The 15,585-nt window shown below is 55.8% G+C and carries 15 protein-coding genes; 14 read left to right on the top strand and 1 reads right to left on the bottom strand.

The features are described 5' to 3' along the window. Positions 1-373 precede the first annotated feature (373 nt). The 5 genes from VPX56_RS06710 (at position 374) to rihA (ending at position 4,637) form a co-directional block, all read left to right on the top strand. Positions 374-1,279, top strand: coding sequence for an amino acid ABC transporter substrate-binding protein (locus VPX56_RS06710; protein WP_182274114.1), 906 nt, complete (start codon positions 374-376; stop codon positions 1,277-1,279). A 156-nt stretch (positions 1,280-1,435) separates the two neighbouring features. Then, positions 1,436-2,176: a glutamate/aspartate ABC transporter permease GltJ gene (gltJ, locus tag VPX56_RS06705; RefSeq protein ID WP_010428609.1), complete on the top strand. Its 741-nt coding sequence runs from the start codon at positions 1,436-1,438 to the stop codon at positions 2,174-2,176. Next, entirely contained in the window at positions 2,176-2,850 is a 675-nt protein-coding gene (gltK, locus tag VPX56_RS06700) for a glutamate/aspartate ABC transporter permease GltK (RefSeq protein ID WP_131633063.1), read from the top strand. The genes gltJ and gltK overlap by 1 nt, the downstream gene beginning before the upstream one ends. Continuing rightward, positions 2,850-3,575 (top strand): amino acid ABC transporter ATP-binding protein, encoded by a 726-nt coding sequence (locus VPX56_RS06695; protein ID WP_131633064.1) that lies wholly within the window; start codon positions 2,850-2,852, stop codon positions 3,573-3,575. The genes gltK and VPX56_RS06695 overlap by 1 nt, the downstream gene beginning before the upstream one ends. A gap of 120 nt (positions 3,576-3,695) precedes the next feature. Continuing rightward, on the top strand, positions 3,696-4,637 hold the full coding sequence (gene rihA / locus VPX56_RS06690; protein ID WP_326470685.1) for a pyrimidine-specific ribonucleoside hydrolase RihA: 942 nt from the start codon (positions 3,696-3,698) through the stop codon (positions 4,635-4,637). A 52-nt stretch (positions 4,638-4,689) separates the two neighbouring features. Here rihA and VPX56_RS06685 read toward each other — a convergent pair whose 3' ends face one another. After that, complete coding sequence (locus VPX56_RS06685) at positions 4,690-5,172, bottom strand: zinc ribbon-containing protein (protein WP_131633410.1); 483 nt, start codon at positions 5,170-5,172, stop codon at positions 4,690-4,692. A 214-nt stretch (positions 5,173-5,386) separates the two neighbouring features. Between VPX56_RS06685 and leuS the strand changes: the two genes are divergently transcribed. The 9 genes from leuS to rlpA all read left to right on the top strand — a co-directional run bounded on the left by leuS (position 5,387) and on the right by rlpA (position 15,469). Further along, positions 5,387-7,969 (top strand): leucine--tRNA ligase, encoded by a 2,583-nt coding sequence (gene leuS, locus VPX56_RS06680; RefSeq protein WP_326470684.1) that lies wholly within the window; start codon positions 5,387-5,389, stop codon positions 7,967-7,969. A gap of 14 nt (positions 7,970-7,983) precedes the next feature. Further along, positions 7,984-8,553: an LPS assembly lipoprotein LptE gene (lptE, locus tag VPX56_RS06675; protein ID WP_131633067.1), complete on the top strand. Its 570-nt coding sequence runs from the start codon at positions 7,984-7,986 to the stop codon at positions 8,551-8,553. Beyond that, entirely contained in the window at positions 8,553-9,584 is a 1,032-nt protein-coding gene (gene holA / locus VPX56_RS06670; RefSeq protein WP_131633068.1) for a DNA polymerase III subunit delta, read from the top strand. Before lptE ends, holA begins: the two co-directional genes overlap by 1 nt. Beyond that, the gene (gene nadD, locus VPX56_RS06665; protein ID WP_263610537.1) at positions 9,577-10,242 is read left to right on the top strand and encodes a nicotinate-nucleotide adenylyltransferase; all 666 of its coding nucleotides are present in this window, start codon (positions 9,577-9,579) and stop codon (positions 10,240-10,242) included. Before holA ends, nadD begins: the two co-directional genes overlap by 8 nt. Positions 10,243-10,512: 270 nt before the next feature. Continuing rightward, on the top strand, positions 10,513-10,830 hold the full coding sequence (gene rsfS, locus VPX56_RS06660) for a ribosome silencing factor (protein WP_131633070.1): 318 nt from the start codon (positions 10,513-10,515) through the stop codon (positions 10,828-10,830). Positions 10,831-10,833: 3 nt separating this feature from the next. After that, positions 10,834-11,301, top strand: coding sequence for a 23S rRNA (pseudouridine(1915)-N(3))-methyltransferase RlmH (rlmH, locus tag VPX56_RS06655; RefSeq protein WP_003858701.1), 468 nt, complete (start codon positions 10,834-10,836; stop codon positions 11,299-11,301). Positions 11,302-11,329: 28 nt separating this feature from the next. Continuing rightward, positions 11,330-13,231, top strand: coding sequence for a peptidoglycan DD-transpeptidase MrdA (gene mrdA / locus VPX56_RS06650; protein ID WP_263610535.1), 1,902 nt, complete (start codon positions 11,330-11,332; stop codon positions 13,229-13,231). 2 nt (positions 13,232-13,233) lie between these two features. Beyond that, complete coding sequence (gene mrdB, locus VPX56_RS06645) at positions 13,234-14,346, top strand: peptidoglycan glycosyltransferase MrdB (protein ID WP_131633072.1); 1,113 nt, start codon at positions 13,234-13,236, stop codon at positions 14,344-14,346. A 16-nt stretch (positions 14,347-14,362) separates the two neighbouring features. Continuing rightward, on the top strand, positions 14,363-15,469 hold the full coding sequence (gene rlpA, locus VPX56_RS06640; RefSeq protein WP_326470677.1) for an endolytic peptidoglycan transglycosylase RlpA: 1,107 nt from the start codon (positions 14,363-14,365) through the stop codon (positions 15,467-15,469). Positions 15,470-15,585 lie beyond the last annotated feature (116 nt).

The raw sequence follows: 15,585 nt of genomic DNA, 5'->3' as shown, positions 1-15,585 counted from the left end.
CGCTTACCCGGCCTACTTTCCCCTTGCTGTAGGTCGGGTAAGGCGTAGCCGCCACCCGACAATCCCTCCCAATTTTTAAATCTGGCACGCCTATTGCTTTGTTTATTCACGAAAACGCAGTTACGGCTTAACGTGCAACCTTGTCGCACCAGCGTAGTTCGTCGGTAGCACCGAAACGGTGCAACGAGAGATTATTGCCTCTGAATGGTGCGGCGCGCTTCGCAAAAATAAACAATAACGCAGCAAAATCTTTACATTAAGCCAGACTAAATGTTAACAAGCTTGCATAACACTGCACTCGCATCGCGCGAGATATAACAACATCACAATGGGTATCAATGCGTCACTGGCGCTGATAAGAAAGGAGTTGGGTATGCAATTACGTAAACTGGCCACAGCAATGCTGGTGATGGGGATGTCTGCAGGCGTCGTTCACGCTGAAGACGCTCCGGCAGCAGGAAGCACTCTCGACAAGATTGCCAAAAACGGCGTGATCGTGGTCGGCCACCGTGAATCTTCTGTCCCGTTCTCTTACTACGACAACACGCAAAAAGTCGTGGGCTATTCACAGGACTACTCCAACGCCATCGTTGAAGCTGTGAAGAAAAAGCTGAACAAACCTGACCTGCAGGTGAAGCTGATTCCAATCACCTCGCAGAACCGTATTCCCCTGCTGCAGAATGGCACTTTCGATTTTGAATGCGGTTCTACCACCAACAACCTCGAGCGTCAGAAACAGGCCGCCTTCTCCGACACGATCTTCGTGGTAGGGACGCGTCTGCTGACCAAGAAAGGCGGCGAGATTAAAGATTTTGCTGACCTGAAGGGTAAAGCCGTCGTTGTGACGTCGGGTACCACGTCTGAAGTGCTGCTGCATAAGCTAAACGACGAGAAGAAAATGGATATGCGCATCATCAGCGCGAAAGACCATGGCGACTCCTTCCGTACTCTGGAAAGCGGCCGTGCCGTCGCGTTTATGATGGATGATGCCCTGCTGGCAGGTGAACGTGCAAAAGCGAAGAAACCTGACAACTGGGAAATCGTCGGCACCGCGCAGTCTAAAGAGGCCTACGGCTGTATGCTGCGTAAAGATGACGCTGACTTCAAAAAGCTGATTGATGACACCATCGCGCAGGCGCAGACCTCCGGCGAAGCGGAAAAATGGTTCGACAAGTGGTTCAAGAACCCGATTCCACCCAAAAATCTCAACATGAACTTCGAACTGTCTGACGACATGAAAGCGCTGTTCAAATCACCAAACGATAAAGCTCTTAACTAATTAGAACGACAGGGGCGGGATCTCCTGCCCTCTCGATTGTCGGGAAGCATGGACAGACTATACGTTGAGTGGATCGTTCCCCACTCGGCGCGAAAAATGAGCTTCTCACCAATCTTCGAGGGTAGCGCTGCTACCCTTTTTTTTCTGGAGTTTATTATGTCAATTGACTGGAACTGGGGCATCTTTCTGCAACAAGCCCCGTTCGGCAACACCACCTATCTTGGCTGGCTGTGGAGCGGCTTTCAGGTTACCGTCGCGCTATCGATAACGGCGTGGATCATCGCGTTTCTTGTCGGATCGCTGTTCGGTATTCTGCGCACCGTCCCTAACCGCTTTCTTTCAACGCTCGGCACGCTTTATGTGGAACTGTTCCGTAACGTTCCGCTGATCGTGCAGTTCTTTACCTGGTATCTGGTCATTCCGGAACTGCTGCCGGAAAATATCGGCATGTGGTTCAAGGCGGAGCTTGACCCTAACGTCCAGTTCTTCGTCTCCTCCATGCTGTGTCTGGGGCTGTTCACCGCCGCGCGCGTCTGCGAGCAGGTGCGTGCCGCCATTCAGTCACTGCCGCGGGGGCAAAAGAATGCTGCGCTGGCGATGGGGCTGACGCTGCCGCAGGCCTACCGCTACGTGCTGCTGCCAAACGCGTATCGCGTTATCGTGCCGCCGATGACCTCAGAGATGATGAACCTGGTGAAAAACTCGGCCATCGCCTCGACGATTGGCCTGGTGGATATGGCCGCACAGGCGGGCAAGCTGCTGGATTATTCCGCCCATGCGTGGGAATCCTTCACGGCGATCACGCTCGCGTATGTTCTGATTAACGCTTTCATCATGTTGGTGATGAACCTGGTTGAACGCAAAATTCGCCTGCCGGGCAATCTGGGGGGCAAATAATGTACGAGTTTGACTGGAGTTCTATCGTTCCATCCCTGCCTTACCTGCTGGATGGCCTGGCGATCACCTTAAAGATCACCGTAATTGCCATCATCATCGGTATCGTCTGGGGCACCCTGCTGGCGGTCATGCGCCTGTCGAGCTTTAAGCCGCTCGCCTGGTTCGCCACCGCCTATGTCAACGTCTTCCGCTCCATCCCGCTGGTGATGGTGCTGCTGTGGTTTTACCTGATAGTGCCCGGTTTCCTGCAGAACGTGCTGGGGCTGTCGCCGAAAACCGATATCCGCCTGATCTCCGCCATGGTGGCGTTCTCGATGTTCGAGGCCGCGTACTATTCCGAGATTATCCGTGCGGGTATTCAGAGCATCTCACGCGGGCAGTCCAGCGCTGCGCTGGCGCTGGGGATGACCCACTGGCAATCCATGCAGCTTATTATTCTGCCGCAGGCGTTTCGCGCCATGGTTCCGCTCCTGCTGACCCAGGGCATCGTGCTGTTCCAGGATACTTCGCTGGTTTATGTCCTGAGCCTGGCAGACTTCTTCCGTACCGCGTCCACCATTGGCGAGCGTGATGGTACGCAGGTTGAGATGGTGCTCTTCGCGGGTGGAGTCTATTTTGTGATTAGTTTAAGCGCATCGCTGTTGGTCAGCTGGCTGAAGAAAAGGACTGTGTAATGATTTCCCTGAAAAATGTTTCTAAATGGTATGGGCACTTTCAGGTGCTGACCGACTGCTCCACCGAAGTGAAAAAAGGCGACGTGGTGGTGGTGTGTGGGCCCTCCGGCTCCGGTAAGTCGACGCTGATCAAAACCGTGAACGGCCTCGAGCCGGTGCAGCAGGGTGAGATCGTCGTCAACGGCACCAAAGTGAACGACAAGAAAACCAACCTGGCCCAGCTTCGCTCCCACGTCGGCATGGTGTTCCAGCATTTTGAGCTGTTCCCCCACCTCTCTATTATCGAGAACCTGACGCTGGCGCAGGTGAAAGTGCTTAAGCGCGATAAAAAAGCGGCGCGCGAGAAAGGCTTAAAGTTACTGGAACGCGTGGGGCTTTCGGCACATGCCAATAAGTTCCCGGCACAACTTTCCGGCGGACAGCAGCAGCGCGTGGCGATCGCCCGCGCGCTGTGTATGGATCCGGTGGCGATGCTATTTGATGAGCCAACGTCGGCACTCGATCCAGAGATGATCAACGAAGTGCTGGACGTGATGGTCGAGCTGGCGCACGAAGGGATGACCATGATGGTCGTAACCCACGAAATGGGCTTCGCCCGTAAAGTGGCCAACCGCGTCATCTTCATGGACGAAGGGAAAATTGTGGAAGACTCTCCGAAAGAAGAGTTCTTCGCCAACCCGAAATCCGACCGCGCCAAAGACTTCCTCGCCAAAATTCTGCATTAATCTTCCCGGTGCGCAATCTGCGGATTGCGCACTGCTTCACGCTTTCACACTCTGCTTCTCGTCGGCGTCACACTGCAGCGTTAACCTTGTCACAAAATAACGCTACGTATGGAGAACGCTATGGCACAGCCTATTATTCTCGATTGCGATCCGGGTCATGATGACGCGATCGCCCTCGTCCTCGCTCTTGCCTCCCCTGAACTCGACGTGAAAGCCGTCACCTCGTCCGCCGGAAACCAGACCCCTGAAAAAACCCTGCGCAACGTGCTGCGCATGCTCACGCTGCTCAAACGCACCGATATTCCTGTCGCCGGCGGGGCCGTGAAGCCGCTGATGCGCGAGCTGATCATTGCGGACAACGTCCACGGGGAAAGCGGGCTGGACGGTCCGGCACTGCCGGAGCCAGGCTTTGCGCCGCAACGCTGCACCGCCGTAGAGCTGATGGCAAAGGTGCTGCGTGAAAGCGCTGTACCCGTGACGCTGGTGGCGACAGGCCCGCAGACCAACGTTGCGCTGCTGCTTAACAGCCATCCGGAACTGCACGATAAAATCGCCCGTATCGTCATAATGGGCGGCTCAATGGGGCTGGGTAACTGGACCCCTGCGGCGGAGTTCAACATCTTTGTCGACCCGGAAGCGGCGGAGATCGTCTTTCAGTCAGGATTACCGATTGTGATGGCGGGACTGGATGTTACCCACCGCGCGCAGATTATGGCAGACGATATTGCGCGTTTCCGCGCCGTGGGTAACCCGGTTGCGACAACCGTGGCCGAACTGCTCGACTTCTTTATGGAGTATCACAAAGCCGAGAAGTGGGGCTTCCGCGGCGCGCCGCTGCACGATCCGTGCACCGTTGCCTGGCTGTTAAAACCGGAAATGTTCACCACGGTCGACCGCTGGCTTGGCGTGGAGACGCAGGGGAAATATACGCAGGGCATGACCGTGGTGGATTATTACTCGCTGACGGGGAATAAACCGAATACCACGGTGATGATGGACATCAATCGGGAAGCGTTTGTGGATTTGCTGGCGGAAAGGCTGGCTTATTATTCTGCGGCCTGATGCCCTCACCCCGGCCCTCTCCCACAGGGAGAGGGTGCAACCCACGCGTTACCTAGGGCTCAAACGGCCGGCGCTGGAACTGATCGTGCCCGCACTTCGGACACAGCGGCAGCACGTCCGGCGTGTAAACCGCAATGTGGTGATGGCACTTCTCGCACACCAGATTCCCCAGCCCAACCACCTCACCGCTGTGGTAGACCCCGTGGTGGTTCAAATCCTGGAACACCTCGCGCCACTCCAGCTGGGTTTTATCGGTGATATCCGCCAGCTCCTGCCACAGGCTCTCTTTGATGACCCGCATAAAGACGCTGTCGGCGACTTCATCCTGGCTCTCTTCGTAGCTGCGGGCAAACTCCTCCAGGTCGCGGCGTACCGCGCGCGTCACCTCTTCAATTTCGGTTCGCGTTAACTCACCCGTTTGCGCCACCCGCACGCGCGCCTGTTCAACCAGCGCATCGATATCGCGCTCGCCGTTACGCAGCCGTTCCGTCAGTGTCGCCACCAGTTCGCGGTAAAATTGAGCAACCTTGTTCATCATTTTGCCTCCCGGGTAAGTAACTATTTCTAATAATAGACCTTATTTCGCCGCCGCTTTGTCAGGTGAAGCACAGACCCGGTAAATTCCTGCAAAGTGCATTTGTGCGAAAGGCTGTTTTGACGCGGGCGTTTGGGCTATGCTATGCGGATCTGAATTACCACATCCATTGGCTACATTTGTAGCTGTATTGAAAACAGGACCACTGGCTGCCATGCAAGAGCAATACCGCCCGGAAGAGATAGAATCAAAAGTCCAGCAACACTGGGACGAGAAGCGCACCTTTGAAGTAACCGAAGACGAGAGCAAAGAGAAGTATTACTGCCTGTCGATGCTTCCCTATCCTTCTGGTCGACTACACATGGGCCACGTGCGTAACTACACCATCGGTGATGTGATTGCACGCTACCAGCGTATGCTGGGCAAAAACGTGCTGCAGCCAATCGGCTGGGATGCTTTCGGTCTGCCTGCGGAAGGCGCGGCGGTAAAAAACAATACCGCCCCGGCGCCGTGGACGTACGACAACATCGCGTACATGAAAAACCAGCTCAAAATGCTGGGCTTTGGCTATGACTGGAGCCGCGAGCTGGCAACCTGCACCCCGGAATACTACCGCTGGGAACAAAAATTCTTCACCGAGCTGTATAAAAAAGGCCTGGTGTACAAGAAGACCTCTGCCGTTAACTGGTGCCCGAACGACCAGACCGTGCTGGCGAACGAACAGGTTATCGACGGCTGCTGCTGGCGCTGCGACACCAAAGTTGAGCGTAAAGAGATCCCTCAGTGGTTTATCAAAATCACCGCCTACGCTGACGAACTGCTGCGCGATCTGGATAACCTGGATCACTGGCCTGACACCGTTAAGACCATGCAGCGCAACTGGATCGGACGTTCTGAAGGCGTAGAAATTACCTTCAACGTTGAGCACTACGACCAAACTCTGACCGTCTACACCACCCGTCCGGACACCTTCATGGGTGCGACCTACCTGGCCGTGGCCGCAGGTCACCCGCTGGCGCAGAAAGCAGCCGAAAACAATCCGGAGCTGGCGACCTTCATCGACGAATGCCGCAATACCAAAGTGGCCGAAGCCGACATGGCGACGATGGAGAAAAAAGGCGTGGATACCGGCTTTAAAGCGATCCACCCACTGACCGGCGAAGCCATCCCTGTCTGGGCGGCGAACTTCGTGCTGATGGAGTACGGTACGGGCGCGGTCATGGCCGTACCGGGCCACGATCAGCGCGACTATGAATTTGCGTCCAAATACGGCCTGAACATCAAGCCGGTGATCCTGAACGCCGACGGTTCTGAACCCGACCTGTCTGAGCAAGCGCTGACTGAAAAAGGCACCCTGTTCAACTCCGGTGAGTTCAGCGGCCTGAGCTTTGAAGAGGGCTTCAACGCCATTGCCGACAAGCTGGCCTCTCTGGGCGTCGGCGAGCGTAAGGTTAACTTCCGTCTGCGCGACTGGGGGGTTTCCCGCCAGCGTTACTGGGGTGCGCCAATCCCGATGGTGACTCTGGAAGACGGCACCGTGATGCCAACGCCAGAAGATCAGCTGCCGGTGATCCTGCCGGAAGACGTAGTCATGGACGGCATTACCAGCCCGATAAAAGCCGATCCTGAGTGGGCGAAGACCACCGTCAACGGCCAGCCTGCGCTGCGCGAAACTGACACCTTCGACACCTTTATGGAGTCCTCCTGGTACTACGCGCGCTATACCTGCCCGCAGTATCAGGAAGGCATGCTGGATTCCGATGCGGCAAACTACTGGCTGCCGGTAGACATCTACATTGGCGGTATCGAACACGCCATCATGCACCTGCTCTACTTCCGCTTCTTCCACAAGCTGATGCGTGATGCAGGCATGGTGAACTCTGACGAGCCGGCTAAGCAGCTGCTGTGTCAGGGAATGGTACTGGCGGATGCCTTCTATTACGTCGGCGAGAACGGCGAGCGTAACTGGGTTTCTCCGGTTGATGCGATTGTCGAGCGCGACGAGAAAGGCCGTATCGTTAAGGCGAAAGACGCTAAAGGTCATGAACTGGTTTACACCGGCATGAGCAAGATGTCCAAGTCCAAAAACAACGGCATCGACCCGCAGGTCATGGTTGAACGCTACGGCGCAGACACCGTACGTCTGTTCATGATGTTTGCTTCTCCGGCTGACATGACCCTTGAGTGGCAGGAATCCGGCGTGGAAGGCGCGAACCGCTTCCTGAAGCGCGTCTGGAAACTGGTTTATGAGCACACCTCTCAGGGCGAAGCTCCGGCCCTCAACGTGGCTGCACTGACTGAAGATCAGCAGGCCCTGCGTCGTGATGTTCATAAAACGATTGCAAAAGTCACCGATGATATTGGTCGTCGTCAGACCTTCAATACCGCAATTGCGGCTATTATGGAACTGATGAACAAGCTGGCGAAAGCACCGCAGGAAGGCGAGCAGGATCGTGCCTTAATGCGTGAAGCGCTGCTGGCCGTCGTTCGCATGCTGAACCCGTTCACTCCGCACGTTAGCTTTACCCTGTGGCAGGAGCTGAAAGGCGAAGGCAATATCGACAACGCGCCGTGGCCGGTCGCAGACGAAGCGGCAATGGTGGAAAACACCACGCTGGTCGTGGTACAGGTTAACGGCAAGGTGCGCGGTAAAATTACCGTGGCCGTAGATGCAAGCGAAGAGCAGGTTCGCGAACGCGCAGGCCAGGAACCGCTGGTTGCGAAATATCTTGAGGGCGTTACCCTACGTAAAGCGATCTACGTACCGGGTAAATTGCTGAATCTGGTCGTTGGCTAAGCGCGGGAGGAAACGTGCGACAACTGGCAACAATACTCTTATCTCTGGCGGTGCTTGTCACCGCTGGCTGCGGCTGGCACCTGCGCAACACCACGGCAGTGCCTGCCCAGATGAAAACGATGATTTTCGACTCATCGGATCCGAATGGCCCGCTCAGCCGTGCCATTCGTAATCAGCTGCGCCTGAACGGCGTTGAGCTTGTCGAGAAAGATACGCTGCGCCAGGATGTACCGTCTCTCCGTGTTCTGGGTATGACCCTGAGCAAAGATACGGCTTCTATCTTCCAGGACGGGCGTACCGCTGAGTACCAGATGGTCATGTCGGTTAACGCGGCAGTGCTAATCCCGGGTAAAGACATCTACCCAATCAGCACCAAAGTGTACCGTTCGTTCTTTGATAACCCGCAAACGGCTCTGGCGAAAGATGCCGAGCAGCAGATTATCATCAACGAAATGTACGACAAGGCTGCGGAACAGCTGATCCGCAAACTGCCGAGTATTGCCGCATCAACGAAGCAGGGCTCTGACATCATCGAAAAACCGGATGCCGATGCGTCTCCTGTTTCTACCTCCATGGGTAACTGATGATCAGGCTGTATCCTGAACAACTCCGCGCGCAGCTCAATGAAGGGCTGCGCGCGGCGTATCTGCTTCTCGGAAACGATCCGCTTTTACTTCAGGAAAGCCTTGATGCCGTTCGCCATGTGGCGGCGACTCAGGGCTTCGATGAACATCATACGTTCCAGTTGGATAACAGTACCGACTGGAATGCCCTCTTTTCGCTCTGCCAGGCGATGAGCCTGTTTGCGTCGCGCCAGACGATCCAGATCCTGCTTCCGGAAAATGGTCCTAACGCGGCTATCAATGAACAGCTTGCTACGCTGGTTAGCCTGTTGCACAGCGATCTGCTGCTGATTGTACGCGGCAACAAGCTCACCAAAGCGCAGGAAAACGCAGCATGGGTTACCCAGCTGGCGACTCACGCAGTGCTGGTTACCTGCCAGACGCCTGAACAGGCACACCTGCCAAAATGGGTCGCCGCGCGCGCAAAACAGCATAACCTGCAGCTGGATGACGCAGCGAATCAACTGCTTTGCTACTGCTATGAAGGCAACCTGCTGGCGCTGGCACAGGCGCTGGACAGGCTCTCCCTGCTGTGGCCTGACGGTAAACTGACCTTGCCGCGCGTGGAGCAGGCCGTAAATGATGCTGCGCACTTTACCCCTTTCCACTGGGTGGATGCCTTGCTGTCGGCTAAGAGCAAACGTGCCCTGCATATTTTGCAGCAGCTGCGGCTGGAAGGCAGTGAACCCGTCATTTTGCTGCGCACGCTGCAGCGCGAACTGCTGCTGCTGATCAATCTCAAACGTCAGTCGGCCACTACGCCGTTAAGATCGCTGTTTGATAAACACCGCGTATGGCAAAACCGCCGGGCGATGACCACTGAGGCAATCAACCGCCTGAGCCACGAGCAGCTTCGTCAGGCAATTCAATTGCTGATGCGCGCTGAGCTTACGTTAAAACAAGATTACGGCCAGTCAATCTGGGCGGAGCTGGAGAGCCTTTCACTTCTGCTCTGCCACAAGGCGCTGGCTGACGTATTTATCGATGGATAGTATGCATTCACTACAGGCGTTGTACGGCGGGACTTTCGATCCGGTCCACTACGGGCATCTTAAGCCCGTCGAAATACTGGCAAATTTAATTGGCCTGAAGCGCGTAACCATCATGCCTAATAATGTCCCGCCCCATCGCCCTCAGCCTGAAGCAACCAGCGAGCAGCGTAAAGAGATGCTCGCGCTGGCAATAGCGGATAAACCGCTCTTTAGCCTGGACGAGCGGGAACTGCGCCGCGATACCCCTTCGTGGACATCGCAAACATTGCAGGAGTGGCGGGCAGAGCAAGGGCCACACAGGCCGCTGGCCTTCATCATTGGCCAGGATTCGCTGCTTAACTTCCCCAGCTGGCACCAGTATGAAACCATTCTGGATAACAGCCACCTTCTCGTCTGCCGCCGCCCGGGCTATCCGTTAACCATGCGGGAAGAGCAGTATCAGGACTGGCTTGAGGCCCATCTGACCGACAATGTAGAAGATCTGCATACCCTGCCCGCCGGCAAGATTTATCTGGCGGAGACGCCGTGGTTTGATATTTCTGCGACCATTATTCGTGAGCGGCTGCAGAATGGGCTGGCCTGCGACGATCTGCTGCCATCCTCAGTGCTGGCGTATATTCACGAGCATGGGCTGTATCAGAAAAGCGCAGACGCATAGCCGGGCAGCACGAAATAGCGCCTTATTGATTATCCTGCCTTGACAGAGTAAGCCATACTGTTATCCTCCGCTGCCAGACTTTCCCGCCGTTCATTGCTTTACAGAAATTGTTTTACAAAAATGGCGATGCAATCTCAGGCGGAGGGTGGGATGATACCCGCCTTCAAAAGCCCGGCCGGCGACATTTGTCCCGACACTGGCGTCAGTTCAGGTATACTGTCTGGCCACAAATTCATAGTTGCACCATCTTATTCACCCCAGGGGGAAAACTTGCAGGGTAAAGCACTCCAGGATTTTGTTATCGACAAAATTGATGACCTGAAAGGTCAGGACATCATCGCTATCGACGTAAAGGGTAAATCCAGCATCACCGATTGCATGATTATTTGCACCGGGACATCCACTCGCCATGTAGTTTCTATCGCTAACCACGTGGTTCAGGAATCACGCGCTGCAGGGCTTTATCCGCTTGGCATGGAAGGCGAAGCCACGGCTGACTGGGTGGTAGTCGATCTCGGCGATGTGATTGTCCACGTCCTGCAGGAAGAGAGCCGTCGCCTGTATGAGCTGGAAAAACTCTGGGGTTAATGCGTGAAGTTGCAGCTGGTCGCCGTCGGCACAAAAATGCCGGACTGGGTACAAACCGGTTTTACCGAGTATCTGCGCCGTTTCCCGAAGGATATGCCGTTCGAACTGGTGGAGATCCCAGCAGGCAAGCGCGGCAAGAACGCGGATATTAAACGTATTCTCGATAAAGAGGGAGAGCTGATGCTGGCTGCCGCAGGCAAAAACCGCATCGTGACCCTCGATATTCCAGGAAAACCCTGGGATACGCCGCAGCTGGCGCACGAACTGGAGCGCTGGAAGCAGGATGGCCGTGACGTCAGTCTGTTGATTGGCGGGCCAGAGGGGCTATCCCCCGCCTGTAAAGCGGCAGCAGAACAAAGTTGGTCCCTCTCCGCGCTGACGCTTCCCCACCCGCTCGTTCGGGTTCTGGTGGCAGAAAGCCTCTATCGCGCGTGGAGCATTACTACCAACCACCCATATCACCGCGAGTAGTGAATGACCAGGGTAGATTAAGCAGCGGATGAAACTACAGAATTCTTTTCGCGACTATACGGCTGAGTCCGCGCTGTTTGTGCGCCGGGCGCTGGTCGCCTTTACGGGGATTTTGCTGCTGACCGGCGTGCTGATCGCCAACCTTTATAATCTGCAAATTGTCAGATTTACCGATTACCAGACGCGCTCGAACGAAAACCGTATCAAGCTGGTGCCTATCGCGCCCAGCCGCGGCATTATTTATGACCGCAACGGCACGCCGCTGGCGTTAAACCGCACCATCTACCAGATCGAGATGATGCCGGAGAAGGTCGACAGCGTGCAGGATACGCTGGAAGCGCTGAAGGGCGTTGTCGATCTCACCGACGACGATATCGCCGCCTTCAAGAAAGAACGCGCTCGTTCGCACCGCTTTACCTCTATTCCCGTTAAAACAAACCTGACCGAAGTGCAGGTGGCCCGCTTTGCCGTAAACCAGTACCGTTTCCCGGGCGTGGAAGTAAAGGGCTACAAGCGCCGCTTCTATCCTTACGGCTCTGCGCTGACGCACGTGATTGGCTACGTTTCCAAAATTAACGATAAAGACGTTGACCGCCTCGATAAGGACGGCAAGCTGGCGAACTACGCCGCGACGCACGATATCGGCAAGCTGGGCATTGAGCGCTATTACGAAGATGTCCTGCACGGACAAACCGGCTACGAAGAGGTTGAAGTCAACAACCGTGGCCGCGTGATCCGCCAGCTGAAAGAGGTTCCACCTCAGGCGGGACATGACGTCTATCTGACGCTCGATCTTAAGCTCCAGCAGTATATTGAAACCCTGCTGGCCGGCAGCCGCGCTGCCGTTGTGGTCACCGATCCGCGTACGGGCGGCATTCTGGCGATGGTATCCATGCCAAGTTACGACCCTAACCTCTTTGTCGACGGCATCTCCAGCAAGGACTATTCCGGCCTGCTTAACGATCCCAATACGCCGCTGGTAAACCGCGCAACCCAGGGCGTTTATCCTCCTGCATCGACGGTCAAACCTTATGTCGCCGTGTCTGCGTTAAGCGCAGGGGTGATCAACCGCAATACCAGCCTGTTTGACCCGGGCTGGTGGCAGCTGCCGGGCTCAGAAAAGCGTTATCGCGACTGGAAAAAATGGGGCCATGGCCATCTGAACGTGACCAAATCGCTGGAAGAGTCCGCGGATACCTTCTTCTATCAGGTCGCCTATGACATGGGGATTGACCGCCTGTCCGAGTGGATGAGTAAATTTGGCTACGGGCATTACACCGGGGTCGATCTCTCAGAAGAACGCTCAGGCAATATGCCCACCCGCGAATGGAAGCTCAAGCGCTTTAAAAAGCCGTGGTATCAGGGTGATACCATTCCGGTAGGTATCGGCCAGGGCTACTGGACCGCCACCCCGCTGCAGATGAACAAAGCCATGATGATCCTCATCAACGATGGCGTGGTAAAAGTGCCGCACCTGCTGCAGAGTACGGTTGAAGACGGTAAAAAAGTGCCGTGGATGCAGCCGCACGAAGCCCCGGTGGGCGATATTCATTCCGGCTTCTGGGAAATCGCTAAAGACGGGATGTACGGCGTAGCAAACCGCCCTAACGGGACGGCGCATAAATACTTTGCCGGTGCCCCTTACAAAGTGGCCGCCAAATCAGGTACCGCGCAGGTCTTCGGCCTGAAGGCAAACGAAACCTATAACGCACACAAAATTGCGGAACGTCTGCGTGACCACAAGCTCATGACGGCGTTTGCCCCTTATGATAACCCGCAGGTTGCGGTGGCGATGATCCTGGAAAACGGCGGTGCAGGTCCGGCTGTGGGTACCATCATGCGTCAAATCCTCGACCATATTATGCTGGGCGACAACAACACCGACCTGCCGGCAGAAAACCCGGCAGCCGCTGCGGCGGAGGACCAATAATCATGACGGATAATCCGAATAAAAAATCGCTGTGGGACAAAATCCACATCGACCCAGCCATGCTGCTGATCCTGCTGGCTTTGCTGGTCTACAGCGCTCTGGTTATCTGGAGCGCCAGCGGCCAGGACATCGGCATGATGGAGCGCAAGATTGGCCAGATTGCGATGGGCCTGGTCATTATGGTGGTCATGGCGCAAATCCCGCCGCGCGTCTACGAAGGCTGGGCGCCTTACCTCTACATATTTTGTATCGTGCTGCTGGTTGCGGTAGATGCCTTTGGTGCCATTTCCAAAGGTGCGCAGCGCTGGCTTGACCTGGGTATTGTCCGCTTCCAGCCGTCGGAAATTGCTAAAATTGCCGTGCCGCTGATGGTGGCGCGTTTTATCAACCGCGACGTCTGCCCGCCTTCGCTTAAAAATACCGCGATCGCGCTGGTGCTGATTTTCCTGCCAACCCTGCTGGTTGCGGCGCAGCCTGACCTTGGCACCTCGATTCTGATCGCGCTCTCCGGCCTGTTTGTGTTGTTCCTGTCGGGGCTGAGCTGGCGTCTGATTGGCATCGCCGTAGTGCTGGTTGCGGCCTTTATTCCCATCCTGTGGTTCTTCCTGATGCATGATTATCAGCGCCAGCGCGTGATGATGCTGCTCGATCCGGAAACCGATCCGCTGGGTGCGGGCTATCATATTATTCAGTCAAAAATTGCCATTGGCTCCGGCGGCCTGCGCGGTAAAGGCTGGCTACACGGCACGCAGTCTCAGCTGGAGTTCCTGCCAGAGCGCCATACGGACTTCATCTTTGCAGTGCTGGCGGAGGAACTGGGGCTGGTTGGCATCCTGATCCTGCTGGCGCTTTACGTGCTGCTGATCATGCGAGGGCTATGGATTGCCGCACGCGCGCAAACCACCTTTGGTCGCGTCATGGCCGGTGGATTGATGTTGATTTTATTCGTTTATGTCTTCGTAAATATTGGTATGGTGAGTGGTATTCTGCCGGTTGTAGGCGTACCGCTGCCGCTAGTGAGCTACGGAGGCTCGGCACTGATCGTGTTGATGGCCGGGTTTGGTATCGTGATGTCGATCCACACCCACAGAAAAATGTTGTCAAAAAGCGTATAAAAATAAGGGGATCGCAATGCGTAAGCAGTGGCTGGGGATCTGCATTGCAGCGAGTTTACTTGCTGCATGTACAAGTGATGATGGTCAGCAGCAGGCGACCGTTGCGCCGCCGCAGCCTGCGGTCTGTAATGGCCCAATCGTTGAGATTAGCGGTGCCGAACCGGTCTATGAACAGCCGAACGCAACGGCAAATCAGGATTACCAGCGCGACGGCAAAAGCTACAAAATCGTTCAGGACCCGTCCCGCTTCAGCCAGGCTGGCTTTGCCGCTATCTATGATGCGGAACCCGGCAGTAATCTGACCGCGTCTGGCGAAGCCTTCGACCCAACGCAGCTGACGGCTGCACATCCAACGCTGCCTATCCCGAGCTATGCCCGCATAACAAACCTGGCGAATGGCCGAATGATCGTGGTGAAAATTAACGATCGCGGCCCTTACGGTAACGATCGCGTGATTTCACTCTCTCGTGCGTCCGCCGATCGCCTGAACACCTCGAACAATACCAAGGTCCGTATCGACCCGATTATTGTGGCGCAGGATGGTTCGCTCTCCGGGCCAGGCACAGCCTGTACGACGGTGGCAAAACAGACTTACGCCCTCCCCGACCGCCCGAATCTGGACGGCGGAATGGGAAGCGTGTCTTCCCCGGCTGAGCCTGCTCAGCCCGGGGGAGAAATTCGCCCCATCAGCAACGACACCCTGCAAAGCGATGACAGCACGGGTGCTCCGGTAAAAAGTAGCGGCTTCCTGGGCGCGCCGACGACCTTAGCCTCGGGCGTGCTGGAAGGCAGCGAGCCAACGCCCGCTCCTGTAGCCACGCCGGTTACTCAGCCAGCGCCCGTAACGGCTCCGACTACCGCGCAAAGTGCGCCAGCGTCTGCTCCGGCCACCTCTGCGGGCGGCTTTGTGGTGCAGGTTGGCGCGGTGAGCGATCGGGCACGTGCGCAGCAGTATCAGCAGCGCTTGACCCAGCAGTTTGATGTCCCGGGCCGCGTTGAGCAAAACGGCGCGGTCTGGCGTATCCAGATGGGGCCGTTTGCCAGCAAATCGCAGGCAGTCGCCCTGCAGCAACGTTTGCAAAATGAAGCGAAATTGCAGTCATTTATCACTGTTGCGAAGTAATTAATCGGCGGTATCCGAATTGTCAATTTGTGTAACTTACATTCACAAAGTCGCACTGAAAGTCGGATGCCTGCCTGTATAGCTTTTGCTATAGTAAGGCACTTTTTTTAATTCCA

This window comes from Enterobacter wuhouensis, from assembly GCF_035835995.1.
In the GTDB taxonomy this organism is placed as follows: domain Bacteria; phylum Pseudomonadota; class Gammaproteobacteria; order Enterobacterales; family Enterobacteriaceae; genus Enterobacter; species Enterobacter wuhouensis.
The sequence above is the reverse complement of the archived record's forward strand: the minus strand, read 5'-3'. Positions and strand labels throughout refer to the sequence as shown.

What these genes read in the sequence shown, in the direction of transcription:
- nadD (WP_263610537.1), top strand. Translation starts at nt 9,577, where the DNA reads ATGGATAGTATGCATTCACTACAGGCGTTGTACGGCGGGACTTTCGAT.
- VPX56_RS06710 (WP_182274114.1), top strand. Translation starts at nt 374, where the DNA reads ATGCAATTACGTAAACTGGCCACAGCAATGCTGGTGATGGGGATGTCT.
- mrdB (WP_131633072.1), top strand. Translation starts at nt 13,234, where the DNA reads ATGACGGATAATCCGAATAAAAAATCGCTGTGGGACAAAATCCACATC.
- leuS (WP_326470684.1), top strand. Translation starts at nt 5,387, where the DNA reads ATGCAAGAGCAATACCGCCCGGAAGAGATAGAATCAAAAGTCCAGCAA.
- VPX56_RS06695 (WP_131633064.1), top strand. Translation starts at nt 2,850, where the DNA reads ATGATTTCCCTGAAAAATGTTTCTAAATGGTATGGGCACTTTCAGGTG.
- mrdA (WP_263610535.1), top strand. Translation starts at nt 11,330, where the DNA reads ATGAAACTACAGAATTCTTTTCGCGACTATACGGCTGAGTCCGCGCTG.
- VPX56_RS06685 (WP_131633410.1), bottom strand. Translation starts at nt 5,172, where the DNA reads ATGAACAAGGTTGCTCAATTTTACCGCGAACTGGTGGCGACACTGACG.
- holA (WP_131633068.1), top strand. Translation starts at nt 8,553, where the DNA reads ATGATCAGGCTGTATCCTGAACAACTCCGCGCGCAGCTCAATGAAGGG.
- rlpA (WP_326470677.1), top strand. Translation starts at nt 14,363, where the DNA reads ATGCGTAAGCAGTGGCTGGGGATCTGCATTGCAGCGAGTTTACTTGCT.
- gltK (WP_131633063.1), top strand. Translation starts at nt 2,176, where the DNA reads ATGTACGAGTTTGACTGGAGTTCTATCGTTCCATCCCTGCCTTACCTG.
- rihA (WP_326470685.1), top strand. Translation starts at nt 3,696, where the DNA reads ATGGCACAGCCTATTATTCTCGATTGCGATCCGGGTCATGATGACGCG.
- gltJ (WP_010428609.1), top strand. Translation starts at nt 1,436, where the DNA reads ATGTCAATTGACTGGAACTGGGGCATCTTTCTGCAACAAGCCCCGTTC.